This window comes from Plantactinospora sp. B5E13, assembly GCF_039871775.1.
Classification (GTDB): Bacteria; Actinomycetota; Actinomycetes; order Mycobacteriales; family Micromonosporaceae; genus Plantactinospora.
Window position 1 is genome coordinate 1 of sequence record NZ_JBDPLT010000029.1, and the last position, 25,589, is coordinate 25,589.

Below are 25,589 nucleotides of genomic sequence, written 5' to 3' on the forward strand. Positions count from 1 at the left end.
CTACGGACCACCGTGCCACTGCTCGCCGACGAGTACCGACGCAACCGCACCACCGGCGGTTTCATCATCATCGACGAGACCACGAACCGCACGGTCGGCGCCGGCATGATCGTCGAGGCCGGCTGAGGCCGCCCGCCGAGCCTTCACCGGATCAGAATCCGGTCGGGACAGCTTCTTCATCGATACAACCGATCATCGACGAATGCTGTCACAACTGCACCCGGAGGCGGCCCACCAGCCGAGGGACGGCACGCCGGTCGTCCGGCCGGTGCCGCCGATGGCCGGTCGGGCCCTCGTCGGCCGGCTGCTCGCCGCCGCCCTCGTGGGTCTGCTCGCCTTCGGGCTGACCGGTCTGTTCTTCGTCCGGACCCGGTACGGCCAGCACCTGGACGGTCTGCTCCTGCCCCGCGCCGAGCGGGGCGGCGGATACGAACAGCGTACGGCCCTGACCGTTCCCGCACGGGACCTGCTCGCCGTCTTCGGTCACCCGTTCACCATCGGCGTGCTGCTCGTCGTGCTGCTGACGGTGGCGGTGCTCACCCGCCGGACCTGGATGGGGGTGGCGGGTGTCGCGACCGTATCCGGCGCGGCGGCTCTGGCGGCGGCGACCAAGACCCTGCTACCGCGCCCTGATCTCGCCGTGTCGACCTCCACGACGCACAACAGCTTTCCCAGCGGGCACGTGACCGCGGCGATGGCCCTGCTGCTGGCGTTCCTGTTGGTGCTGCCCGACCGGTTGAGGTGGTGGCTCGCCGTACCCGGCGCTGCCGCCGTCGCGGTTGTCGCCGCGGCCACGATGGTCACCGGCTGGCACTGGTTCAGCGACGTGCTGGGTTCCGTACTTCTGGCGGCAGCGGCCTGCTGTCTCTCCAACGCCGTGCTGGCGGCCTGTCGCCAGGCCTCGGAACCGGACCGCCGGACGGTGCGGCACCGGATCCTGGCTCTCGGCGTCGGACTGGCGGGCCTGGAGGTCGGGCTACTGGTCGCCCCGACCGCGGTTTTCGACATCCGCAAGGGGCCGCTTGTCGCGATCCTGGCGGAGGGCAGCATCGTGCTGCTCGTCACGGTTCTGCTGGTCTGTCTGATGCCCATCGGCCGCCGCGGGCCCTGACCGGTTGACAGACGCCGCGGTGAACCGGTGACGTCCGGCCGGCCAGGGGGGCGGCCGAGATGACAGGCCGGGAGGCCGGGGCTTCCCGGGGAGCTGTCCGGCGACACCTGCGGTCAGGCGTGCGGCACGCCGTCCGAAGCGTCGCGAGGCTGATCCGCACGGCGCTGCGTCGCGGGGGTGACACCGTCAGCGGTGTGGGTCGGGTCCGTCACGGTGGTGGTCTCGGCGGGCTTACGACGGTGCAGCGTGAAGGTCATGACCAGGACGACCAGCGCACCGACGACCAGCCCGAGGATCGCGCTGGCCACCGTGTTGACGAGCCAGCCGACGAGACCGCCGAGCACACCCGTGGCGTCGTGGGCGGCCTCCTCCACGTGGTGCACGGCGTCGTACAGCACGTGCAGGCCCAACTCGTCCGCGCCGACCAGCAGGATGTGTCCGCCCACCCAGAGCATCGCGGCGGTGCCGACCACCGTCAGCACGGTGAGCACCACCGGCATCGCCTTCACCAGACCGCGACCGAACGCGGCGGTGGCGCCGGAGAGTTGCGCCAGGCGCAGCCCGGCGTCGTCCATCCGCACGATCAGGGCCACAACGCCGTACACCAGGACGGTGATGACGACGGCGACGACAGCCAGGATCGTCAGGCGGGACCAGAATGCCTGGTCGATCACCTCGTTGAGGGCGATGACCATGATCTCCGCCGAGAGGATCAGGTCGGTCCGCACCGCCCCGGACACCAGCGTCGTCTCGTCCTGCATCTGCTCCTCGCCCGCGCTGTGCGCGTCGTGGTGGGCGATCTTCGCCCACACCTTCTCCGCGCCCTCGTAACACAGGAAGGCGCCGCCGAGCATGAGGATCGGAGTGAGCAGCCAGGGCACGAACTGACTGAGCAGCAGCACCACCGGCAGGATGATGAGGAACTTGTTGCGCAGCGAACCCAGGGCGATCCGCTTGACGATTGGCAACTCGCGCTCGGACGCCAGGCTCCGCACGTACTGCGGGGTCACGGCGGCATCGTCGACGACGACGCCGGCGGCCTTGGCGCCGGCCTTCGCGGCGGCCGCCCCGATGTCGTCGACCGACGCGGCAGCGGCGCGAGCCAGCGCCGCCACGTCATCCAGCAGGGCTACGAGTCCACTGGCCAAGGGAGGTCCTTCCTGGGTTGAGCAGAGTCCGGGGTAGCCCATTCTCGCTCAGCTCCCTGCCCGGGGCATGCCCGGGCAGGGACCGGTCGCCCAGCGGACAGCCGCTGGGCTGGACGCGTCCTCGCCGGCCGGCCGGCGTCGGCCGGGATCGGTCAGGGTTTGTGGCCGACCACGCCGTAGGCGGTGACGTCGCGGGCGGTGGGCCGGGGTTGCGGCTCCGACTCCGCCCGCCACTCGGCGAGCGGCACGATTCCCGGCGGCACCAACTCCAGGTTGGTGTAGAACCGACCGATCTCCTCGGCGCTGCGGGCCCGGCCCTGTCCGTTCGCCGGATTCTCCCGCCAGGCCGCCTCGATCTTGGCGGCGAGTTCCGGTGGCAGGAAGTCGTTGGTGAAGTGGGTCATCACCAGCGCGCTGCCGGGGGCCAGCGGTGCGAGCAGTTCCTCGACCAGGCCGTACGGGTTGTCCTCGTCGACGATGAAGTGCATGATCGCCACCAGCAGCACCGCGACCGGCTGCGTCAGGTCGAGTGTGGCGCGCAGGTCCGGGTGGTGGAGGATCTCCTGCGGCCGCCGCAGGTCGGCGTCCAGATAGGCGGTACGCCCCTGCGTGGTGCTGGTCAGCAGCGCCCGGGCGTGCACCAGCACGATCGGGTCGTTGTCGACGTAGACGATCCGCGACTCGGGAGCGATCGCCTGTGCCACCTCGTGGGTGTTGTCCACGGAGGGGATACCGGTGCCGATGTCGAGGAACTGCCGGATCCCGGCCTCCCGGACCAGGTAGGTCACCGCCCGGTGGAGGAACCGGCGGTTCTCCTGCACGGCGGTCCGGGCGCTCGGGTAGACCTTCAGCATCGCCTCGGCCGACTCCCGGTCGGCGGCGAAGTTGTCCTTGCCGCCGAGCAGGTAGTCGTAGCGACGGGCCGGGTGCGGCACCGTGGTGTCGATCCGGGTCGCGAGATCCTCGACCGACAGGGACTGAGAACCAGGGTCGGACACCGACACCTCCAGAGCTACCTCGAAGCCGGCACCATCCTATGTGCCGACACCGGCGACGGTGGGCGCAGGGGCGGTCCGTGGCCGAATCCGGCGCCCGGCCGGGTCGCGGCCCTCGGATCTTGCGTGACGGAAGCGGGGGGCGGAGGATGCGGGAAAGCGCTTGCCCAACGGAGGGCGATGCGAGATGGAGAACATTGTGCGAAAGACACTACGTAGATTCGTACCCTTACCCCTGACGCTTGCCGTGGGCGTCTCCCTGTTCGGCTTCAGCCCTCCGGCCGCGAGCGCTGCCCCTGCCCCCGGCCCGCGCCAGATGGAGTACCTGACCCGCGGCCTGGTCGCCGCCCAGACCGCGGACGGCATATTCCTGAGTTGGCGCTTCCTGGGCGACGAGCCGGACGGCATCTCCTGGAACGTCTATCGCAAAGACGGCGACGCGGACTTCGTGAAGATCACCACGATCGCGCCCAGGAACGTGCAGCCCGAGAGCGACTACGACACGAACCCCGGCATCGTGAAGGAGAACGTCACCCCGTCGAACTACACCGACCCGGACGGCGTCCTCACCTCCGTCTACGAGGTCGCTCCGGTCGTCGGCGGCGTCGAGGGCCGGCGGCAGGGCATGAGCGTGCCCATGCTGTCGGCCCTGCCCGGTCAGGCCGGCCAGGCCAACCGGGGTGCGGCCACCTACATTCCGCTCAAGCCGGCGCCGGCTCCGGTGCCGCTCGCGCACTTCACCTACCGAGGGCAGCGGTTCGGTCCCGGCACCAACCTGAACGCGGCCGACATGGTCGTCCCGGGTACGGGTAACCAGAACTGGTACGTCGTCGACATGAACCTGTTGAGAGGGTTCCGGGTGGCGTACCACGACCAGGCGACCGTGACCCAGGAGCAGCTCGACGGTTGGGTCGCCAAGCTCAACGAGTACAACACGACACCCAACGCGCTCGGCGTCGCCACCTACCCCAGCGCCCGGCCGCTGACCAACTCCCTCGTGGACGGCAAAATCACCAGGGCGCTGTACGACGAGCTCGAAGCCGAGTTCGTCACGTACGTGAAGAACCTGGACTCCGGCACGTCGCTGCCCTACGCGAAGACCAGCGCCGGTGCGGTCCACACCTCGCAGAGCAGCGCCTACGCCACGCACGACATCACGGTGGCCGACTTCGACGGCGACGGCGAGTACGAGATCGTCGTCAAGTGGCGCAGCACCCAGCAGGACCCCATGTACTCCGAGCCGATCTTCAACGGCAGTAACACCACCACCGCCCCCGAGTACGTCGACGCCTACAAACTGGACGGGACCCTGCTGTTCCGGGTCGACATGGGCTACAACGTCCGGGCGGGCAACGACCACGAGACGACCCTGTTCGCCGAGGACTTCGACGGTGACGGCAAGGCCGAGCTGATGCTCAAGACCGCGCTCGGCACCCGGATCGGCAACTGGGACGAGGCGTCGCAGTCCGTCGTCTACCCGGACACGCGCAACACCGTGGTGGGCGGCGAGGACGGCCTGCACGCGACCACGGACAGGTTCAAGGAGTACTTCGCCACCGGCGACACCGCTGCGCTCGACACCTACTGGTCGCTGCTCAACAGCTTCGCCATCAGCTACCGCAGCCCGGTGGCCGGAAACGGCAACGACGGGGTCAACGACCCGGCGGTCAAGCGCTGGATCAAGACGTACCACGTCGGCCCGATCGGACCGGCCAAGGACGACCAGGAGTTCTTCTCGGCCTTCGAGTGGGACGCCGGCGCCGGCCGGGGTGTGCTCGTGGACAGCGCCCGGTACCCGTTCACCTACCGGGGTAGCGTCGACGGCGACAACTGGGCCATGACGCCGGCCACCCAGCGCGGCAACTTCTCCTACCTGGCCTTCCCCGGCCCCGGCGCCGGCAGCGGCCCGGCCGACTACAAGTCGCAGATGATGGCTCCCTCGGAGGCCTACTGGCTGGAGAATCCCTGGAAGGCGGCCTCGTGGGGCGACGCCCAGGGCAACCGCGCCAACCGCTACCTCGGCGTCGTGGCGGCCCTGGACGGCAAGCACACCTACGCGGTCTCCCAGCGCGGCTACTACGCGCGGACGACCTTCGCCGCGTTCACCCTGGTGGACGGCAAGGTCAGGCTGAAGGCCAGCTTCGACTCGGCCGACCCGCGGTACTGGTCGCTGGGCGGCACCGCCTACGACTACCAGAACCGGGGCAACCACTTCACCGACTCCGCCGATCTCGACGGCGACGGCCGGGACGAGATCGTCATGAAGGCCATGGTCCTCGGCCTGAACGCGGACGGCACCAAGATCCTGCCCAAGGTGATCAACGGCGACACCATGCCGACGATCGAGGGCCAGAACAGCGTGCCTCCGGTGGCCAACAGCTTCGAGTTCGCCACCGACGCGGTCCGGACCAACCCGCTGAACACGTGGGCGCCGCTGCGGCACGGCGACCGCAGCGCGCTGCTTCCGGTCGACAAGGACAACAACATCCGCGTCTGGTCCGGCAGCGAGGAGAACCTGTACGACGACATCCGTACCGGCCGGCAACACGGTTGGCTGCCCGGTCCGGAGGCCCACGATCCGTTGAAGGGCATGCGGCGCGACGACCGGGGCGAGGTCGTCCGGGAGAACTCGATGGTCTTCGGTGTCTACGCCGGCACCGACGCCGAGGGTGCGGTGGCCGGAAACTTCTCCAACCGCTGGCCCGGCGCGCAGGGGTTCTCCCAGAACGGTGCCCGGAGCATGGTCACCGGCGAGCTCCTGAACGGCAGCAACAACCTGCGCAGCGGCCAGTACGCCATCTGGTTCGGCGGCGGCCTGACGGCCATGGCCGTCAGCGGTGCCACCATCAGCACGGTCGACGACCTGACCTTCGCGCCCACCCCGTACCTGGCGACCGGCCTGACGTCGACCGGCAACAAGAGCACCCCCACGCTCAAGGCCGACCTGCTGGGCGACTGGCGTGAGGAGCTCGTCCTGCGGGCCAGCGACAACCGTCTGGCCATCGTCACCACCCTGTCGCCGACCGAGTACGGCATCCGGACGCTGATGCACGACCCGATGTACCGCAACGGCGTGGCGAACAAGAACACCGGCTACGACCAGTTCGGGTTCGCCAGCTTCTATCTGGGCGACGAGGCGAGGCTGCCGTCGATGCGGACCGACATCGCCGTCCCGGCCGGGCCCGACACGACCGCTCCGACGGTCACGGTGAAGCCGGAGTCGAAGGGCAGGGACGGGGTGTACCGCGATGTCTCCTTCAGGCTCGCCGACGCCGGCAAGGTCGACCGGCTCACCCTGAACGGGGTCGGGAAGGACCTGGCCGACAACACCTGGTCGGATCTCAACGGGGTGAAGCCCGGCGCGTTCGGCGGCAAGGCCGGTAGCAACGAGCTGAAGGTGTACGACGTGGCGGGCAACGTCACGACCCTGACCTTCACGCTGGATGTCACCGGCCCGACGGTGACCGTGAAGGACGGGGCGACCGAGACGGTCGGCACCCCCGCCACCGGGTACGAGCAGGTGTCCTTCAAGCTGTTCGACGAGTACCGGGTCGACCGGCTCAGCCTGAACGGGGTCGGGAAGGACCTGACCGACAACGCCTGGTCGGATCTCAACGGGGTGAGGCTCGGTGTGTCCGGGGCGGTACTCGGGGCGAACGAGCTGACGGTGTACGACGTGGCGGGCAACGTCACGACCCTGGCCTTCACGCTCGTCGCGCCGTCCCCGGCGGCGCCGGCCTGGGACCCGAAGCAGGCGTACCGCACCGGCGACCGGGTCTCCCATGACGGCGCGGTCTACGTCGCGCAGTGGTGGACCCAGAACGAGAAGCCCGGCAGCACCCCGACCGGCTCGTGGATGGAGCAGGGTGCCCCCGTCCCGGCGGCCGGGGCCGACGTGCGGTCCTGGACCCCGTCCTGGGTCTACCCCGGTGGCGAGGTCGTCGAGCACGACGGCCACACCTGGAAGGCCAGGTGGTGGTCCCGGGACCAGCAGCCGGGCGAGCCCAACGGCCCGTGGCAGGACCTCGGGGCGTACTGACGAACCGAGGCCAGGGAGGGTCGGTCCGTCCGGGCCGGCCCTCCCTGGCCTACCAGGCCACGAGCCACCGGCATGCGTCCGGGGGCGGGCCGCCGCCCACCGGCCCGGGGCGGTGCGGGGGTGTCACGCCGGCTGCGACCGGGTCGCGGACCCGGCGAGGTCCCGCAACACCACCTTCGAGAACTTGCCCGTCGCCGTCTTGGGAATCTCGTCGAGGACGACAAAACGATCGGGAACCCACCACGAGGCGACCCGTTCGCGCAGGTACTCGCGCAGACCCGGCTCGTCGATCCCGGCCCCGGCCGCGGGTACGACGTACGCCCACGGTCGCTCTCCCCAGCGGTCGTCGACGACGCCGACCACCGCCGCCTCCCGCACCGCCGGGTGTGCCATCAGCTCGTTCTCGAGCGTGACCGAGGAGATCCACTCCCCGCCGGACTTGATGATGTCCTTGCTGCGGTCGACGATGCGGAGGTAACCGAACTCGTCAACGGTCGCGACGTCACCGGTCCGCAGCCAGCCGTCATCGGTGAAGGACGACGCGCCCGGATCGGCGCCGAAGTAGCGGGCCGCGACCGTCGGCCCGGCCACCTGCAGTTCGCCCGACGTGGTGCCGTCCCGCGCGACGGGTCGACCCTCGCCGTCCACGACCCGTACGTCGACCACCGGCACCGTCGGCCCCGGCTGGCCGAGCACCCGTCGGCGAGCGTCCGCCGGCAGTGCGTCGTGCACCGACGACACCCGCCCGCACGCGACGAGCGGACTCGTCTCCGTCATCCCCCACGAGCTGGTGATGGGTACGCCGGTCGCCCGCTCCCACGACTCGGACAGCGCCTCCGGCAGGGCGCTCCCACCGCTGACCACCGTGCGCAGCGAGGAGAGGTCCACGGTGCCGAGCAGTGGCTCCAGGCCGCGCCAGATCGCCGGCACACCGGCGGAGAACGTCACGCGGTGCCGGGAGAGACGCTGGATGAGGTCCGTCGGGGCCATCGCCGGACCGGGAAGCACCAGTTCGGCTCCGGCGAGGGCGGCCGCGTAGGGCAGCCCCCAGGCGTTGACGTGGAACATCGGCACGATGGGCATCACCACGTCCCGCTCCGAGATGGCGAAGCTGTCGACGCCCAGCAGCAGCATCGCGTGCAGGACGATGGAGCGGTGGCTGTAGAGCACGCCCCTCGGCCGCCCGGTCGTGCCCGAGGTGTAGCACAGGCTCGCCGCGTCGTTCTCGTCGACGTACGTCGCCGCCGCCGGCTCCGGGCAGCGGGCGAGCAGCGCCTCGTAGTCGACGACCCGCGGGTCGGCGGGGATCGCCTGGTCACCGCCGTCGTCCATCACGACGATCCAGCGAACCGTGGCGACGGCGCGGATGACGTCCCAGACCGTGCCGAGCAGCGACCGGTCGACGAAGACGACGTCGTCGGCCGCGTCGGACATGATGTGGATCAGGTCGTGGGCGAAGAGCCGGTGGTTGAGCGTGTGCAGGACTCGGCCGGCCGACGGGACACCCAGGTAGAGCTCGAGGTGGCGCTGGCTGTTCCAGCCGAAGGTGCCGACCCGTGCCGAGTCCGGGACCGTCAGGACGTCGAGCACGGCGGAGAGCCGCCGTGCCCGGTCGACCACGTCACCCCAGGTCGCGACCGTCTCGCCGGAGGCGGTCGCCGTCACCACGCGTTTGTGGCGGAATCCCAGGTCCACCCGTCGCATCAACAGACCGACGTCGAGCGACCTGTCCTGCATCAGCCCGCGCACAGTGCCTCCTCTTCCGTGAGAATGTCCCCGCCGTCGACGTTCCGGGCGTGCGTGGCGGTGCCTGCGGTGGGCCGGTCCCGCCGCGGTCGAGCGGGCCGCCGGGGACCGGACCGCCATCGGCCGGACCGCCATCGTCCGGCGGAGACCCTCCTCACCGGTTGGTTGTCGACGCCAGGTGGACGTGCCGGTCGTCGGCGTCCAGCACCAGGCTTGTCGGCCACTGCTCCCAGCTGCGCCCGAGCCCCCGGTGCTGCGGCGATCCCCTGTAGACGAAACTGCGGACGCTGTCGATCATCAGGTCGGACAACCTCAGCCGGCCGGGCTCGTTGCGCTGACTGAAGGCGTACGAGAAGACGGTGCGCCCGAAGGTGCCGAACACGAACGGCAGGTCGATCGCGTGCACCGCGCCGTACACCTGGTCGAACGGTGCGGGCTCCTGGTTCCAGTCGAACCTGTAGTGGTAGAGCGACCGGTTCCCGCCCCGCGCCATGGCATCAAGCGAGTCCCGGTTGATGCCGGTGAAGACTAGATCGGTCAGGGCCGCGGCGGCGTCGTTCCAGCCCTGGGGCTTGTCCACCGGAAGGTACTCGTCCCGGAGCAGATCGGCGGCGGTCAGGGTGCCGGCTTTGTCGGGGTCGAACAGGTACTGCATGGTGAACCGCTCGTAGTCGCTCGGTTTGTGCGCGTTGATGGCGCTGCCGAACAGCTTCCCTTCCTCCAGGGTGTTCCCGGCCAGGACGGGCACGTCGCGGACGACTCCGGAGGCCAGCACGGCGTACGGGTCGGCGGGGATCACCGTGCCGTCGGCGATGACCGCCGGGGTGGCGTCGAGTTGGTGCCTGACCAGCACCCGTACCAGCTCGTCGGCGGGGAGTGAACGGAGCAGGTCGATGCCGGTCCGTCCCGCGTCGGGGTGGTCGCTCTCCGCGGCCCGCATCACCCGGTCGGCGTACGCCCTCGCGTCGGCCACGCTCCGGGTGCTCAGGCCGCCACTGAGCGGAATGATCTTGTCGACCATCCCACGCGCCAGCGGGGAGACGAGCAGGGACCAGACGTTCACCGCCCCCGCCGACTGGCCCATGACGCTGATGTTGTCGGCGTCGCCACCGAAGCTCCGGGCGTTGCGGTCGACGAAGTGGAGCGCGCTGACCAGGTCGAGAGTGCCGAAGTTGCCGGACGCCGCCAGCGGGTCGCTGCCGTCGGTGCCCTCGGCGTTGAGCCAGCCGAAGACTCCCACCCGGTAGTTGACCGTGACCACGACGGCCTGGGCGCGTCTGGCCAGCTCCCGGCCGTCGTACATCGGATCCGCCGAGTAACCGACGACGTTGCTGCCGCCGTGGATGAAGAACACGACGGGCAGGTCGCGCCTGGGTGTCGACGGGCGGAAGACGTTCAGCGTCAGGCAGTCCTCCTCGCCGACGGGCTGCCGTAGCCCGTCGCGTACCGCCAGGTCGTAGAACGGTCCGTTCGGGGACGGGCTGAAGAAGCGGCCCGGCTGCGTGCACCCCGATCCGTACTGCCGGGTGTGCCGGACCTCCGTCCAGGACCGGTGGGGTTTCGGCGGACGCCAGCGGAGGTCACCCACCGGCGGCTCGGCGTACGGGATCCCCAGCCAGGAGTACGTCCCGGTCGACCTGCCGTCGTCGCGTCCGGCGATCGGCCCGAGTGTCGTCCGGACGAGGGTCGGGTCCTTCCGAGGCGGGGCGGCGTGGGCGGCCGCACCGGTGAACGGCACCGGGATCAGGACCGCGCTCGCGAGGATGATGCCGAGGATCGGCCGGAGTAGCGAGGACGTCGGACGACGAGGCCCGCCCGGTTCGCGGACGATGGCGGCCTCGGACGGCACAGCAGGCATCGGCACTGCCTCCCTGGGGTTGAACGTGGCACGCGGTGTCGCTCTACCGCGCCTTTATTGCCATCGCGTGCCATCACTGTTACATGCGTCACTGACGGGTGGCAAGAGCCGGCTGTCCGCCCGCGTACGCCGTCGGCCCGTGCGGCGGCGCCGCTGCCCGGCCGGCGTCTCGGCGCCTGACGCGATTGCCCCGTACCCGATGCCCGGCCCGCCGTTGCCGCCGCTCGGCGCTGTCGCGGCCTTGATTCGCGGCTCAGACCGGGGGAGTCCGGGTGGTCTATCGGCGCCCGGACGTTTCCGCGGCCGACCCTTGCGGGTCCACTGTGACCCGTGGCACAGTGAGTGGCACTCAGTGCCGTCTATGAGCGGCCTGGCGGCACAGCGTGCTTAGTCAGGAGGTCCGCGATGAGCCAGATGCTGCGAGTTCGTGGCAGATCGAGACAGTTCGCCGCCGGGATGGCGCTCGCCACCACGCTGGTGGGTGCGACGGCGGTCCTCGGGCCCGCGTCTGCCACCGCCGCGTCTGCCACCGCCGCGGCGGGCCCGGTCCGCGGCTGCGCGGAGTTGGCGGGGACGGCGATCCCGGCATCGGCGATCAGTCTGCCGACCAGGGGCGGCCGCGTCGGGACGGCGTCCCCGGTGACGCAGATCGTGAGTGGCCAGACGATCGAGTACTGCAGCGTCGGCGCGGCGCTGTTCCCCGTCGATCCCGCCGCGCCGGAGATCAGGCTGCAGGTCGCCATGCCGGTCGACTGGAACCGCGACGCGATGATGTTCGGTGGCGGCGGATACAACGGGACGATCCCCAACCTCGCGCAGAACGTGCCGTTCGGGCGTCCCGACCAACCGGCACCCCTGGCCCGTCGGTACGTGACGTTCGCGAGCGACTCCGGCCACCAGGCGGGTCCCGCCGGGTCCCTGGACGGCTCCTTCGGCATGAACGACGAGGCGCTGCGCAACTTCGCCGCCGGCGATGCGCTGAAGAAGACCCGTGATGCCGCCCTGTACCTCATCCGTCGCGGCTACGGCACCGGGCCCGTCCGCACGTACTTCGCGGGCGGCTCGACCGGCGGTCGGGAGGCGCTCGTCGTCGCGCAACGGTGGCCGGACGCCTTCGACGGCGTCATCTCCGCCTACCCCGCCTGGAACAACACCGCCGAAGTCCTGCACCTCGGACACCTCGCGCGGGTGATGTCCCGTCCCGGCGCGTTCCCCGGGCCGGAGAAGCAGACCCTCCTCTACGACAGCGTCATCGCGGCGTGTGACGGGCGGGACGGTCTCGAGGACGGGATCATCTCGAACCCCGACGGCTGTGAGTTCGACCCCCGGGCGCTCCGCTGCCCCGAGGGTGCCGACGCCGGTCCGAGCTGTCTCTCCGACCCGCAGATCGACTCGGTCAACGCCGCGTCCGGGCCGTTCCGCTGGCCGTACCGGATCGCCAGCGGCGAGCGCCACTATCCCGGCTTTCCGCTGCTCTCCGGAGCGGACATGCGGACGCCGGTACTCGGCTTCGGTTACTCGGCGCCCGCCAACCCGATGCCGGTGACCAGCGGATACGGGGCCCAGTACTGGGACCAGTGGGTGAAGTACTTCCTGACCAGGGACCCCGGCCACAACTCCCTCGACGTCGACCCGAGCCGACCGGGGAAGTGGCTACCGCGGATCAGTTACCTCTCCACCATCCAGGACCGCAACGACCCGGACCTGCGCCCCTTCGCGCGCTCCGGCGGAAAACTCCTCCTCCTGCACGGCGCCGCGGACGAGTTGGTCTCCCACCGCTCGACGAACGACTACTACCGTCGGGTGCTCGACACGGTGGGGACCCGGCAGACGCCGGAGTTCATGCGGTACTACCTCGTGCCCGGCGCGAACCACGCCAACGTCGGCGCGCCCGCGTTCGCCGCCACCTGGGACTCGCTCTCCGCGCTCGAACGGTGGGTCGAGGACGGACAGCCGCCGGTCAGGCCCGTGGTCACCGACGGCAGGAACGGCAGGACACGCCCGCTCTGCGAGTACCCGCGCTGGCCACGGTACCGCTCGGGCGACCCCGACAACGCCCAGAGCTTCGTGTGCGCGCGGTGACGGGCACCGACGACGGTCCGCCGGTGACCGCAGGTCGCCTGGAGGGAGGCTCGGTGACCGCAGGTCGCCTGGAGGGAGGCTCGGTGACCGCAGGTCGCCTGGAGGGAGGCCCTGTGACGACGAGTGGTCGGGTGGCGCTACGTACCCGGGCCCTGACGAAGGTGTTCCGCGGCTTCCGCGCGGTCGACTCGGTGGACCTCGTGGTCGGCGAGGGCAGTGTGCACGCGCTGGTGGGTCCCAACGGTGCCGGGAAGACCACCCTGTTCAACCTCCTGACCGGATTCGTCTCCCCGACCTCCGGGGCGATCGCGGTCTTCGATGAGGACGTCACCGGGCAACCGCCCGAGCAGGTCGCGCGGCGCGGCGTGGCCAGGTCGTTCCAGATCACCAGCCTCTTCGAGAGCCTGACCAGCCGCGAGCACGTGGAGCTCGCTCTCCAGGGACTCACCAGGCAGGGGTTCCGGTTCTGGCGGTCGGCGAAGCTGCTCGGCAGAAACCGTGCCCGGGTGGACGAACTGCTCGGGCAGGTGGGGCTGACGCCGTTGGCGGAGAAGCCGGTCGGACTGCTCGCCTACGGCCAGAAGCGCGCGCTGGAGCTGGCGCTGGCGCTGGCACTGGATCCCCGGGTGATGCTGCTCGACGAGCCGACGGCCGGGATGGGGATCGAGGACGTCGACCGCACCATCGAACTGGTCCGGCGCATCGCGGCCGGCCGTACCGTGGTGCTCGTCGACCACAACATGCACGTCGTCGGCAGCCTCGCCGACCGGGTGACGGTGCTGCAGCAGGGCAGGATCCTCGCGGAGGGCGCCTACGACGAGGTCCGCAACGACGAACGGGTGATCACCGCCTACCTGGGCGAGGCCGACCATGCTTGAGGTCACCGGCCTGCGGGCGTGGTACGGCGAGGCGCGGGCACTGCACGAGGTGAGCCTTCGGGTGGGCGAGGGCGAGGTCGTCACCCTGGTCGGCCGCAACGGCGCCGGCAAGACCACCCTGGTGCGGTGCCTGATCGGCCTGCACCGGCAGGTCAGCGGCACCGTCTCGTTCCTCGGCCGGGACGTCAGCCGGATGCCGGCCCACCAGCGGGCCCGCGCCGGCATGGGCTGGGTCCAGGACGACCGCGGCATCTACGCGAGCCTCACCGTGGAGGAGAACCTGCTGCTCCCGCCCCGGGTCTCCGAACGGGCCTGGACGCTCGACCGGGTCTACGAGGCGTTCCCGGAGCTCGCTGACCGCCGCAGGGCGGGCGGCACCACGCTGTCGGGCGGGGAACAGCAGATGCTGGCCATCGCCAGGGCGCTCCGGACCGGCGCCCGGCTGCTGCTGATGGACGAGCCCTCCGAGGGCCTGGCCCCGGTGGTCGTCGCCCGGATCCGGGAGATCATCCACCAGATCAAGGCCACCGGTGTCGGCGTGCTGCTCATCGAACAGAACGTCAAGTTCGCCGCCACCGTGGCCGACCGGCACTACCTGCTCAGCCAGGGCCGCATCGTCGAGACCTTCGACAACGCCGAGTTCCGGCGGCGCGAGGGCGAACTGCTCGAGCACCTCGGCATCTGACCGGTCGACCCGACGACGCGACACACCTGACACCACCACACGAGGAGAACCACCATGAAGAGCAAGCGGATCCGCGCCGGTGCCGCGGCCATCACCGGAATACTGCTCCTCGGCGCCTGCGGTCGCGGCGGTCCCGCAGGGTCGGACGGCGATTTCACCGACGGCAAACTGGTGCTCGCGGTGCTCAACGACCAGTCCGGCGTCTACAAGGACGCGTCCGGGCCCAACTCCGTCAAGGCGGTCAGGATGGCGGTGGCCGACTACCAGAAGAAGTACGGCGACCAGGCGGTCGTCGACGACATCGAGGTGACGTCGACCGACCACCAGAACAAGCCGGACATCGCCAACACCAAGGCGAAGGAGCTGTACGAGCGCGGCGGCGCGGACGTCATCCTCGACGTGCCGACCTCGTCCGCGGCGTTGGCCGTCGCCAACCAGGCGAAGAGCCACAAGAAGCTGTTCCTGGACGTCAGCGCGGCGACCACCGAACTGACCGGGGCCCAGTGCAACAAGTACACCTTCCAGTGGGCGTACAACACCTACATGCTGGCCAACGGCACCGGCACCACGGTCACCCGCAACGGTGACAGGAACTGGCACATCATCTACCCCGACTACCAGTTCGGCCAGGACATGACCAAGTCCTTCACCGAAGCGATCACGAAGGCGGGCGGCACGGTGCAGGGCACCATTCCGACGCCGTTCCCGAACGACAACTTCGCCACCTTCCTCACCAAGGCCGGCAGCACCAATCCCGACGTGATCGGGACGATGCAGGCGGGCGGTGACCTGATCAACGTGGTCAAGCAGTTCAACGAGTCGGGGTTGAAGGAGCGGGGCGTCGACCTGGCCGTCGGGTTGATGCTGATCACCGACATCCACTCCCTGGGCGTCGACCAGTTCGCCGGCACGCTGTTCACCGACGCCTGGTACTGGAACATGGACGCGCAGGCGCGGGCGTGGGCGGACCGGTTCCACGACGAGACCGGGACCCGCCCGACGTTCGAACATGCCGGCAACTACTCCGCGGCGCTGCAGTACCTGGAGGCGGTCCAGGAGGCCGGCACCGACAACGCCGACGCGGTCGTCGGCAAGCTCGAGGGCAAGAAGATCAACGACGTGTTCCTCCGCAACGGCGAGGTCCGCGCCAAGGACCACCTCGTCATCCACGACGCGTACCTGGCCCGGGTCAAGGAGCCGTCGGAGGTGAGGGAGCCCTGGGACTACGAGGAGATCGTGACCACCATTCCCGCGGCGGAGGCCTTCGCTCCGGCCGAAACGTCCACCTGCTCGCTGTGACCGGAGTGGTCCGGTTTTCCAGGCCCCGGGCGCCGCTGCGCGCCCCGGGGCGGCACCGGGAGGGGAACCCGTGAACGCAGTGCTGCAGTACGCCGTACAGGGGCTGGCGGCCGGCAGCTTCTACGCGCTGGCCGCCCTGGGCCTGGCGGTCATCTTCGGCGTCCTGGGCGTGGTGAACTTCGCCCACGGCGCGTTCTACATGCTCGGTGCGGTCACCGCGGCCGTCCTGCTCGACACCCTCGATCTCACCCTGTGGTGGTCGCTGCTGGTGGTGCCGGTGCTGATGTTCGTCTTCGGCGTCGCGGTGGAGCGGCTGCTCGTCCGGTGGCTGCTCCGGCTCGACCCGCTCTACAACTTCCTGCTCACCTTCGGCCTCACGCTGGTTCTCGTCGAGCTTGTCAAGCAGAGGTACGGCGTCTCCGGGCTGCCGTACCGGGCTCCGGAGGCGCTACAGGGACGGGTCGACCTGGCCGGCGTCGTGCTGCCGCGCTACCAGCTCTTCGTCTTCCTGTTCTCCGTGGCGATCTGTGTGCTCGTCTGGCTGGTGATGACACGGACCAGGGTGGGCATGATCGTCCGGGCGTCGACGGAGAAGCCCGAACTCGCCCGCGCCCTGGGGATCAACGTCGGCCGCTGGGTGACGCCGGTCTTCGGCTTCGGTGTCGCGCTCGCCGGCCTGGCCGGCGTCCTCGCCGCGCCGTTCCGCGCGATCACCGCCGACATGGGCAACAACTTCGCGATCATCCTCTTCGCCGTCGTGGTCATCGGCGGGCTCGGTTCCATCGTCGGCGCCGTCGTCGCGGGTTTCCTGGTCGGCCTGGTGGAGGCGTTCGGCCAGGCCTACGCCCCGACGTTCGCGCAGATCCTGATCTTCGTCCTGATGGCCCTGATCATCCTGGTCCGCCCCGCGGGGTTGTTCGGACGCAAGGAGGCGACGGCATGACGCAGTCCGTGGTTACCCCGGCCCCGGTCGCCGAGGCACCCCCGGCCGCCGCGACGGGCGCTCCGGGGCTGCGCTGGGTGCTGCTGGCCGCCGGCCTGGTGACTGCCCTGGCGCTGCCCTGGTTCGTCTATCCGCCGGTGGCGATGGACATCGTCGCGATGGCGCTGTTCGCGATCGCGCTGGACATCCTGCTCGGCTACACGGGCCTGCTGTCCTTCGGGCACGCGGCGTTCTGGGGCAGTTCGGCCTACGTGACGGGCCTGATCGCGACGCACTACGGGGTGCCGTTTCCGGTGGCCGTCGTCGGCGGCGCACTGTTCGCGATGGTCCTGGCCCTGCCCGCCGGTTACCTGTCGGTGCGCCGGTCCGGGATCTACTTCGCGATGGTGACCCTCGCCTTCGCGCAGCTGGTCTACTTCGTCGGGTACCAGTGGAGCGACCTGACCGGTGGCGAGAACGGGCTGCAGGGCGTACCTCGGGAGTTCTTCGGCATCGAGCCGGTGGAGACCGACTCGTTCTACTTCTACTACGCGGCCCTGCCGATCCTCCTGCTCGGCATGTGGGCGGCCTGGCGGATCGTGCACTCGCCGTTCGGACGGGTCCTGGTGTCGATCCGCGACAACACCCAGCGCGCCCGGGCGCTCGGCTACGAGGTGGAGAAGTACAAGGTCATCGCCTTCGTGCTCTCCGCTGGACTGACCGGCCTGGCCGGTGGGGTGTTCGCCATCAACCACGGTTTCGTCGCGCTCACCGAGCTGCACTGGAGCACCTCCGGCGAGGTCGTGCTGATGACGGTGCTGGGCGGCATCGGCACACTCTGGGGAGGAGTCCTGGGCGCCTTCCTGGCCGTGATGCTCGCCGACTACCTCGCCTCGTCCGGCTTCGACGGTATCGACCTGGTCACCGGCTCGGTCTTCGTCCTGGTGGTGCTGCTGTTCCGCCGTGGCCTCTGGGGTACCGTCCGTCACCGGTGGCTCACCTGGCAGCGGCGCCGTACGTCGCCGGGTCGGACGTCGGCCGGTGCCGACCCGTCGAGGCGAGGACCGTGAACCATCGCGGGCAGTCCCGAAGTTCGGCAAACCTCACGATGCGCGGTAACCGCACATCGCGCAACACCAGACCAGGAGAGGGCACCTGTCGGTGACGTCGCGGAGAATACTCGAGACCAAGTACCGGATCTCGGAGACGGCGATGGCCCTGTTTCTCGAGGAGGGGTACGCGAACGTCACCGTCGAGGCCGTCGCGGAGGCGTCGAGCGTGTCTCGCCGTACCGTTTTTCGGCACTTCGAGAGCAAGGACGAACTCGCGTTCCCGGACCACACCGAACGCATCGGACTTGTCGAGCGGTGCCTCGTCGAGTCCGCCGCCGGCACGGATCCGGTGGAGGCCGTCATCGCCGCCACGGAGGAGTCCCTGCGTGACTTCCTCAGTCGGCCCGAGCTTGTCCTCCGGCGGTACAAACTGACGCGCGTCGTCCCTGAGCTGCGAAAACGTGAGGTCATCGAGCACGAGCGGTACGTGGCGCTCACCCGTTCGTTCCTGCGCGACCACCTCCCGGCCGACGCTCCGCCCTTCCAGGCGACGGCCCTGGCGGCCCTCATCGACGCTATCCACCGGTCGGCGCTCGGGAACTGGGTACGCAGCGGCGGCACGACCGACGCCGTCGGCGAGTTGACGGCGGGCATGGACTGGGTCCGCGCCCTGATGGCCCACCAGTCGACGTTCTCCACCTCCCCGCTGCTCCTCGCGTTGCTTCCGGACACGCCGCAGACCCGCCGCGTCCTGACGTCGTTGCGGGACGCGGCGGAGGAGTTGCGCTAGCCGTCGCGGGGGTCGTGCGGCCGGTACCGGGCAGCGCGCCCGGGTCGGCACTCCCCGGCGGGATCACCACGAGAAGTGTGAGGAGGAGCGGACGTTGCCGAACCTGACGTTCGACTTCGCGGGCAGGACCGCGATCGTGACCGGAGCGGCGCGCGGACTCGGACTCGAGTTCGCCCGCCTCTTCCACAAGTCCGGGGCGACGGTGTTCCTGGTCGACGCCGACGCCGACGCGGTGTTGCTGGCGGCGGACGAGGTGGGCGCGGTCGGCGTGGCCTGTGACGTCACCAGCACCGAGGCCGTCGAGTCCCTGGTGGACCAGGTGGTCGCGGCGGCCGGCCGCTTGGACATCGTCGTCAACAACGCCGGCATTCTCCGGGACCGCCGACTGTGGAAGCTGTCGGACCAGGACTGGACCGAGGTGTTGGACGTCCACGTTGGCGGAACCTTCCGGCTGACCCGCGCCGCGGTGCCGGTGTTCCGGGCACAGGGGTACGGCCGGGTCATCAACGTGACGTCGTACACGGGACTGCGCGGCAACGTCGGGCAGGCGAACTACGGCGCGGCCAAGGCGGGGATCATCGGCTTCACCAAGACCGCGGCCAAGGAACTCGCGGCGTTCGGCGTCACCGTCAACGCCATCTCACCCAACGCCGAGACGCGGATGATCGGCTCGATTCCCGAGGAGAAGCGCCAGGAGCTCGCCGCGGCCATCCCACTCGGCCGGTTCGCGGCGCCCAGTGAGATCGCCGCGGCCACGGCCTTCCTCGCCTCCGAGGAGGCCGGATACATCACCGGGGTGGTCCTTCCCGTGGACGGCGGGATCTCGATCTGAGTCTGCGGGTCCGGGCGCCAGAATCATTTACCCAATATTCACGGTGATGTCTCTTTCGGTCGCCTGTGCTCCGTGCTGTCGGCATCTAGCTTGCAGTGAGTCCATTACGGACATTCCTGGGGAGGGTGTGGGGGCCGGTGCCGAGCAGAACGACCCGGATCAGCATGTCAGGAAGGACCGGCCACAGGCTGCTCGTGGGAACAGCCCTGGGGCTGGCCGCGATGGTCACACTGACCGCGTCCGTGGCCCCTCGCCCGGCCGACGCCGGGCAGCCGCTGCCCGGCGCCCGGGTCTCCGACGCCGATGTCCGGCTGCTGACCGAGGCGGCCACGGCGTGCCCCACCCTGACTCCGGCGCGGCTGGCCGGCCAGGTGATGGCCGCCTCCCGGTTCTCCGCCACCCCGGTCGAGGCGGTGCAGGCCGTCGGAGCGCAGGGCACCGCCGGGCTCGTGCCGACCGTGTGGCAGAAATGGGCGCCGTGGGACGGCGCGCGCCCAAGCGACCGGGAGGCCAGCGTCACCGCGCTCGCCCACCACATGTGCCAACTGGTCGGCCAGATCCGGGTGCTCAAGCTCGACGGCGACCGGTGGCAGCTGGCGCTGGCGGCGCACCGGGTCGGCGTGGAGCCGGTCGTCGAGGCCGGCGACGTGCCGACCGGCGCCCTCGAGTACGTCGACACCGTGGAACGGTACGCCATCTGGTATGCGTTGCAGCCGGCCTTCGGCGGCAGCGGTGACGCCGCGCCCGAGACCACCCCGCCGCTGGTGGCGGAGCGGGTCGCCGAAGCGGCGACGCCGCTGCCGGTGCCCGACGAGTACCTGCAACTGGTCCGGGCCGCTGGGGCCGTCTGCCCGCAGCTGCCGCCGGCCCGGGTAGCCGCCCAGCTGATGGCCACCTCCGCGTTCGACCCGCAGCGGCTCGGCCCGACCGGCGAGCAGGGCATCGCGCAGTTCCTGCCCCAGGTGTGGGTGTCCTACGTGCGGCCGTCGGCGGAGGCCTCGCCGTGGACGCCCGCTTCGGCGGTGCCGGCCCTCGGCGAGACGATGTGCGCGCTGTTGGAGGCCGTACCCGGCACCGGCGCGGACGACTACCCGCTTGCGCTGGCGGCGTTCCTGCGCGGTGACCCGACGATCCGTTCGCTGGCCGACGTGCCGGGCGGCGAACGGATCAGCGCACTGACGGAGCAGGTGGGCCGCTTCGAGGCCGAGTACGCCAAGGACCCGCGGCTGACCCCGCCCGCCGGCCCGGCGAAGAGCCCGACCGCCGCGCCTGAGCGGACCCCCGGTTCGACGACCGCGCCGGCCAGGCCGCCGTCGTCGAAGCCGACGAAAGCGAGCACCCCGGCGAGTTCCGACCAGCCACCGGTCAAGGCCAGGGACGTCGCCACGGACAACCGTTCGTACGGGCCGTACTTCATCTACAACCTCGCCACCGAGATGTGCCTGGACATTCCGGGGACCGGCCCGGGGCCGCGCGACGGGACGGTCCACCAGAACCTCTGCTATCCGCACACCCCCGACAACCAGGAGTACGCCTTCGTCCCGCGTCGGGTCGACGGCGCCGGCAACCAGTTGTACTGGATCCGCAGCGTCACCTCCCAGTACTGCCTTGACCTGCCCGGCACCGGCTCGGTCTCGCCGGGGACGGGGGTGTACGAGACCGGCTGCTTCGACGACGAGAACCAGTACTGGCGGCTGCAGCCGACGGTCAAGTCCGGCAAGGGCCAGTTCTACCGGGTCATCAACACCGCCGCGAACCTCTGCCTGGACGTCACCGGCGGATACGGGACCGGTGGACTGGAGGCCAGGATCGAGGTGTTCGGCTGCCGGGCCAACGACGACCACGACTGGGCGCTGATCCGAAGGGCCAACTGGTGACCGGGCCACTGGCGCGGGTGGCCCTGACCGGGCTGGCGGCGCTCACCGCGGTGACGGCGGCCAGCACGCTCGCGGTGACCGGGTTCCCGGCCACCCGGGCCGCCCAGGCCGCGCCGGCTGGTCCGGAGGTCGAGCCCTACGTCCTCTACTACACGGTGCCGGCGTCGTACCAGGGTAAGCCGGAGACCCTCTGGACCATCGCCGCCCGGTTCCTCGGCGATGCCGAACGGGCCGGCGAGATCCTGGAACTCAACACCGGGCGGCGGCAGCCGGACGGTGGCCGACTGGCCGATCCCGGGCGGCTGAACGAGGGCTGGCACCTCGTGCTGCCCTGGGACGCGATCGGCGCCGGCCTGCGGCACGGGGTGCTGCCCGGTACGACGGTTGCGCCGTCCAGCCCGTCCACGGTGGCCGACCCGGGTAGCGGACCCGGGCGGGGCGAGGTGCCCCTCGCCCCCGCAGGTCCGCAACCGGGCGCCGGCCGGCCGACGGGTTCCGGATCCCCGGTCTCCGACCGCTCCCGCTGCCGGCCGACCACTGTCGCCGCCCCACCGGCCACCTCGACCTGGGGCCAGCGCCTGGTGGCTCCGGAGCGGGTGTGGCGGACCACCACCGGTGCCGGCGTCCGGGTGGCGGTCATCGACTCAGGTGTGGCGGCGGGTCGGCCGGAACTCGGCGACCGGCTCGGACGGGGCGCGGACATCGTCTCCGGCAACGGCCTGGGCGACACCGACTGCGTCGGCTCGGGTACCGCACTGGCGGGCATCGTCGCCGCCGACGACGGGGCCGGCGGCAAACAGGTCGGGGTGGCGCCGAAGGCCGTGATCATTCCGGTGCGGCTGGTGGACCGGGGCGTCGCGGCGAGCCCACCGGCGGCCGTGACCGCCGTCCAGGTCGCGGTGGCCACCGGGGCGAAGGTGATCCTGCTCGGCGCGTCCGTCGACGTCACCGACCGCACGGTCCGCTCGGCGGTCGACGAGGCGATCGGCCGGGGTGTACTCGTGGTGGCGCCGGTCCCGACCGGGAAGTCCACCGTGGCCCCGGCGGAGGGCCTGCTCCGCGTCGGGGGCCTTCGTCGCGACCAGCGGCCGACCAGCGACTATCCGGACGGATCGGTGGACCTGCTCGCGCCGGCAACCGGTGTCCGCAGCATCGGAGCGGCCGGTACCGGGTCCTACGTCGGCACCGGTACGGAGTACGCCGCCGCCTTCGTCGCGGGCGCGGCAGCCCTGGTCCGCTCCGCCCACCCGGGACTCTCCGCGGGACAGATCGGCCGGCAGCTCGTCAGCACCGCCGCCCGGGGAGCCGACGCCGGTCAGGGGAGCGTCGGGCGGCTCGACCCGTACGCCGCGGTGACCGGCCCGCTGCTCGACGGCGGGCGGCCCGGCACGGTCGTCGATCGGAGCGGGCGGAGCCAGCCGGTCTCCTGGCCGGCGGTGCTGGCGGTGCTCGCCGCGATCGGGGCGCTGCTCGCGGCCGGGTGGCTCTGGGGCCGCTACCGGGCGGCACGCGCGCGGCGTCGGTTGGCCGTGGAACAGGCCGACGACCCGTTCGCCGGCCGCCCCGATGACGCGGACCACCTGGTACGCAGCGGGCAGCCGTGAGCACCGGACCGACGGTGCCCGCGGGGGGCGGCTGATGGTACGGGGCGTACTCGGGGGCCGACGGGCCGGCGCCGGTTCGGACGTCGTCTGGGTGTCACCCGGACAACGAGGTGCCGCGCAGAGCATCGCGGCCGGGCTACGCGCGGCCTCGGACGGGCAGACCGTGCTGGTGGCGCCGGGTCTCTACCACGAGGAACTGCTCGTCGACAGCGCGGTGTGGTTGCGGGCCGAGCGGGGGCCGGGCAGCGTGTCGCTGGTGCCGCGCACCCCGGTGCGGATCACCGCCGCGGCGACCCTGGCCGACCTGACGCTGGCCGGTACCGACCCCGCGGAGCCGCTGCTGCGGATCGAGGACGGCGGCGCCGAACTCGTCGGCTGCGGCCTGCACGGCGGCCGGGTCGAGGTCACCGGACAGGCCCGCCCGGTGCTGCGCGACTGTCGGTTGACCGGTGCCCGGCTCGCCGGCCTGTACGCCACCGGCGACGCCGTCGTCCTGGTCGAGCGCTGTGTCGTCACCGACGTCGACGGCATCGGCGTGGTGGCCGGCGAGTCGGCGCAGGCCACGCTGCGCGACACCTGGATCGGCCCGGTCACCGGCTCCGGCGTACGGGCCCGCGGTAGCGCCCGGTTCGAGCTGGCCGGCGGCACGGTCGTCGGGGCCGGCCGCAACGGGATCCTCGCCGAGGAGTCGGCGTCGGTCACCGGGCGGGACGTCGCGGTCTCCGGCAGCGGCGGCGACTCGGTCTTCGCCTCCGGTACCGCGATCGTGGACCTGACCGGCTGCCGGCTGACCGCGCCGGCCGCCGCGGGCGTCGTCGCCGCCGACCGGGCGCAGCTGGTGCTGACCCGCTGCGACGTGGACCGGGCGGGCGCGACCGGCCTGGTGTGCCGGGACGAGGCCGAGGTCAGCCTCGTCGCCGGATCGGTGCGCGGCTGCGCCGGCAACGGGGTCCTCGTCACCGACCAGGGCACGGTGACGCTCACCGACACCGTACTCGGGGACTCGACCTACAGCGTGCTGCACGTCGGCGGCGCCGGCCGGCTGACCGCCACCGGCGTCTGGCTGGGGCCGTCGGCGGAGCACGGGCTGCACGCCATCGGGGCTGGCCACGCCGAACTGGTCGGGGCCCGGGTGCACGGCTGCGGGCTGGCCGGGGTGAGTACCGCCGACAGCGCCGAGGTGACGGCCACCGGCACGGTGCTGGCAGCGAACCGCAACGGGGTGGTCGTGGGCGCGGACCGACCAGCCCGGCTGACCGGGTGCGTGGTCGACGCCAGCGGCCGGGCCGGGGTGCAGGTCGGCGTCGGCGCCACCGTCGAGCTGACCGACTGCCGGATCGACCGTGCCGGCACCGCCGGGATCGTCTTCGAGCAGGACAGCGGGGGCGTCGTCGACCGGTGTGCGGTGCGCGACGCCGAGGGCTCCGGCATCGTCGTGTGGACCGGGGCGAAACCGCGGGTGACGGCCACGTCGTGCACGGCCGGGGCGAAGAACGCGCTGTTCGTCGCCGAGGGCGGCGGCGGCCGGTACGTCGACTGTGTGTTCACCGCCAGCGCGTACCCGGCGATCCACGTCGGTGCCGGGGCGACGCCGGCCGTCGTCCGCGCCCGGATCCGGGACACCGAACTCGATGTCGACGTGGACCCGCAGGCCAAGCCGGTCTTCGAGGAGATCCGGCTGACCGGGGTGACCAGGTCGTTGCTGCCGCCGACCGCGCTCGCCGCCGGCGGCCACCCCGGTGATCCGACGGCAGCGGGTGCCGCCGCGCTGGCCGGCACCCCGCCGGCCGCGACCGGCGCGACGGCCGAGGTGGCCGTACCCACCGAGGCCGACCTGCCGGAACTGCTGGCCGAGCTGGACTCGCTGGTCGGCCTCGACCGGGTCAAGCAGGACGTGCAGGCCCAGATCAAACTCATGCGGACGGTGCGCCGCCGGCAGGAGGCCGGGCTGGCGTCGCCGCCGCTGAGTCGGCACCTGGTCTTCGCGGGCAACCCCGGCACCGGCAAGACCACCGTCGCCCGGCTCTACGGCCGGCTGCTCGCCGCGTTGGGCATGCTGGAACGTGGCCATCTCGTCGAGGCCGACCGGACCAGCATGGTCGGCGAGTACGTCGGGCACACCGGACCCCGTACCCAGGCCGTCTTCCGGCGGGCGCTCGGCGGCGTGCTCTTCATCGACGAGGCCTACTCGCTGGTCCCGCCCGGGCACACCAACGACTTCGGGCAGGAAGCCATCGCCACCCTGGTCAAGCTGATGGAGGACCACCGGGACGACGTGGTGGTGATCGTGGCCGGGTACCCGCTGGAGATGGGCCGCTTCGTCGCGTCGAACCCGGGTCTGGCCTCGCGATTCTCCCGGACGTTGACCTTCGAGGACTACGGGCCCACCGAGTTGACCGACATCGTCGAGGTTCAGTGCCGGCAGCACGAGTACCAGCTCGCCGACGATGCGCGGGCCGCCGTACACGCCCTCTTCGCCGGGATGGACCACGGCCACGGCTTCGGCAACGGTCGCGCCGCGCGGCAGGTCTTCCAGCGGATGACCGAACACCAGGCGCAGCGGGTGGCCGACCTCGCCGACCCGTCGACGGACGACCTGCTGCGGCTGACCGCGTCCGACGTGCCCGCCGCCGCCTCGGTTGCCTGAGGCGGTCCGTCCGGCCAGAGATGA

The 25,589-nt window shown here is 71.1% G+C and carries 17 protein-coding genes; 13 read left to right on the forward strand and 4 right to left on the reverse strand.

Annotated elements, in window-relative coordinates:
• Positions 1 to 202: 202 nt before the first annotated feature.
• Positions 203 to 1,111, forward strand: coding sequence for a phosphatase PAP2 family protein (locus tag ABGB05_RS23685; RefSeq protein ID WP_347655665.1), 909 nt, complete (start codon positions 203 to 205; stop codon positions 1,109 to 1,111).
• A gap of 113 nt (positions 1,112 to 1,224) precedes the next feature.
• Here ABGB05_RS23685 and ABGB05_RS23690 read toward each other — a convergent pair whose 3' ends face one another.
• Together ABGB05_RS23690 and ABGB05_RS23695 are read right to left on the reverse strand one after the other, a co-directional pair.
• The gene (locus ABGB05_RS23690) at positions 1,225 to 2,259 is read right to left on the reverse strand and encodes a DUF808 domain-containing protein (RefSeq protein ID WP_347655666.1); all 1,035 of its coding nucleotides are present in this window, start codon (positions 2,257 to 2,259) and stop codon (positions 1,225 to 1,227) included.
• Positions 2,260 to 2,411: 152 nt separating this feature from the next.
• Complete coding sequence (locus tag ABGB05_RS23695) at positions 2,412 to 3,257, reverse strand: SAM-dependent methyltransferase (RefSeq protein WP_347655667.1); 846 nt, start codon at positions 3,255 to 3,257, stop codon at positions 2,412 to 2,414.
• A gap of 313 nt (positions 3,258 to 3,570) precedes the next feature.
• On the opposite strand from ABGB05_RS23695, the gene ABGB05_RS23700 reads away from it, so the two are divergent.
• On the forward strand, positions 3,571 to 7,293 hold the full coding sequence (locus ABGB05_RS23700) for a carbohydrate-binding protein (RefSeq protein WP_347655668.1): 3,723 nt from the start codon (positions 3,571 to 3,573) through the stop codon (positions 7,291 to 7,293).
• A 123-nt stretch (positions 7,294 to 7,416) separates the two neighbouring features.
• Here ABGB05_RS23700 and ABGB05_RS23705 read toward each other — a convergent pair whose 3' ends face one another.
• Positions 7,417 to 9,042, reverse strand: coding sequence for a long-chain fatty acid--CoA ligase (locus ABGB05_RS23705; protein WP_347655669.1), 1,626 nt, complete (start codon positions 9,040 to 9,042; stop codon positions 7,417 to 7,419).
• A gap of 151 nt (positions 9,043 to 9,193) precedes the next feature.
• The gene (locus ABGB05_RS23710; RefSeq protein WP_347655670.1) at positions 9,194 to 10,897 is read right to left on the reverse strand and encodes a carboxylesterase family protein; all 1,704 of its coding nucleotides are present in this window, start codon (positions 10,895 to 10,897) and stop codon (positions 9,194 to 9,196) included.
• Between the two features lie 405 nt (positions 10,898 to 11,302).
• Between ABGB05_RS23710 and ABGB05_RS23715 the strand changes: the two genes are divergently transcribed.
• From ABGB05_RS23715 to ABGB05_RS23765, 11 genes are all read left to right on the forward strand, one after another.
• Positions 11,303 to 12,979 (forward strand): tannase/feruloyl esterase family alpha/beta hydrolase, encoded by a 1,677-nt coding sequence (locus ABGB05_RS23715; RefSeq protein WP_347655671.1) that lies wholly within the window; start codon positions 11,303 to 11,305, stop codon positions 12,977 to 12,979.
• Between the two features lie 113 nt (positions 12,980 to 13,092).
• Positions 13,093 to 13,857, forward strand: a complete 765-nt coding sequence (locus tag ABGB05_RS23720; RefSeq protein WP_347655672.1) for an ABC transporter ATP-binding protein — start codon at positions 13,093 to 13,095, stop codon at positions 13,855 to 13,857.
• Entirely contained in the window at positions 13,850 to 14,542 is a 693-nt protein-coding gene (locus ABGB05_RS23725; RefSeq protein WP_347655673.1) for an ABC transporter ATP-binding protein, read from the forward strand. The genes ABGB05_RS23720 and ABGB05_RS23725 overlap by 8 nt, the downstream gene beginning before the upstream one ends.
• Before the next feature lie 54 nt (positions 14,543 to 14,596).
• Positions 14,597 to 15,841: an ABC transporter substrate-binding protein gene (locus ABGB05_RS23730; RefSeq protein WP_347655674.1), complete on the forward strand. Its 1,245-nt coding sequence runs from the start codon at positions 14,597 to 14,599 to the stop codon at positions 15,839 to 15,841.
• Positions 15,842 to 15,911: 70 nt separating this feature from the next.
• Positions 15,912 to 16,784 carry a branched-chain amino acid ABC transporter permease gene (locus ABGB05_RS23735; protein ID WP_347655675.1) on the forward strand — a complete coding sequence of 291 codons (873 nt, stop codon included), beginning with the start codon at positions 15,912 to 15,914 and terminating at the stop codon, positions 16,782 to 16,784.
• Positions 16,781 to 17,833, forward strand: coding sequence for a branched-chain amino acid ABC transporter permease (locus tag ABGB05_RS23740; RefSeq protein WP_347655676.1), 1,053 nt, complete (start codon positions 16,781 to 16,783; stop codon positions 17,831 to 17,833). The genes ABGB05_RS23735 and ABGB05_RS23740 overlap by 4 nt, the downstream gene beginning before the upstream one ends.
• 142 nt (positions 17,834 to 17,975) lie before the next feature.
• Positions 17,976 to 18,605, forward strand: coding sequence for a helix-turn-helix domain-containing protein (locus tag ABGB05_RS23745; protein ID WP_347655677.1), 630 nt, complete (start codon positions 17,976 to 17,978; stop codon positions 18,603 to 18,605).
• A 94-nt stretch (positions 18,606 to 18,699) separates the two neighbouring features.
• Complete coding sequence (locus tag ABGB05_RS23750) at positions 18,700 to 19,437, forward strand: SDR family oxidoreductase (protein WP_347655678.1); 738 nt, start codon at positions 18,700 to 18,702, stop codon at positions 19,435 to 19,437.
• Positions 19,438 to 19,631: 194 nt separating this feature from the next.
• Complete coding sequence (locus ABGB05_RS23755; RefSeq protein ID WP_347655679.1) at positions 19,632 to 21,314, forward strand: RICIN domain-containing protein; 1,683 nt, start codon at positions 19,632 to 19,634, stop codon at positions 21,312 to 21,314.
• On the forward strand, positions 21,311 to 22,918 hold the full coding sequence (locus tag ABGB05_RS23760) for a S8 family serine peptidase (protein ID WP_347655680.1): 1,608 nt from the start codon (positions 21,311 to 21,313) through the stop codon (positions 22,916 to 22,918). Before ABGB05_RS23755 ends, ABGB05_RS23760 begins: the two co-directional genes overlap by 4 nt.
• 34 nt (positions 22,919 to 22,952) lie before the next feature.
• On the forward strand, positions 22,953 to 25,565 hold the full coding sequence (locus ABGB05_RS23765) for a right-handed parallel beta-helix repeat-containing protein (RefSeq protein ID WP_347655681.1): 2,613 nt from the start codon (positions 22,953 to 22,955) through the stop codon (positions 25,563 to 25,565).
• Positions 25,566 to 25,589 lie beyond the last annotated feature (24 nt).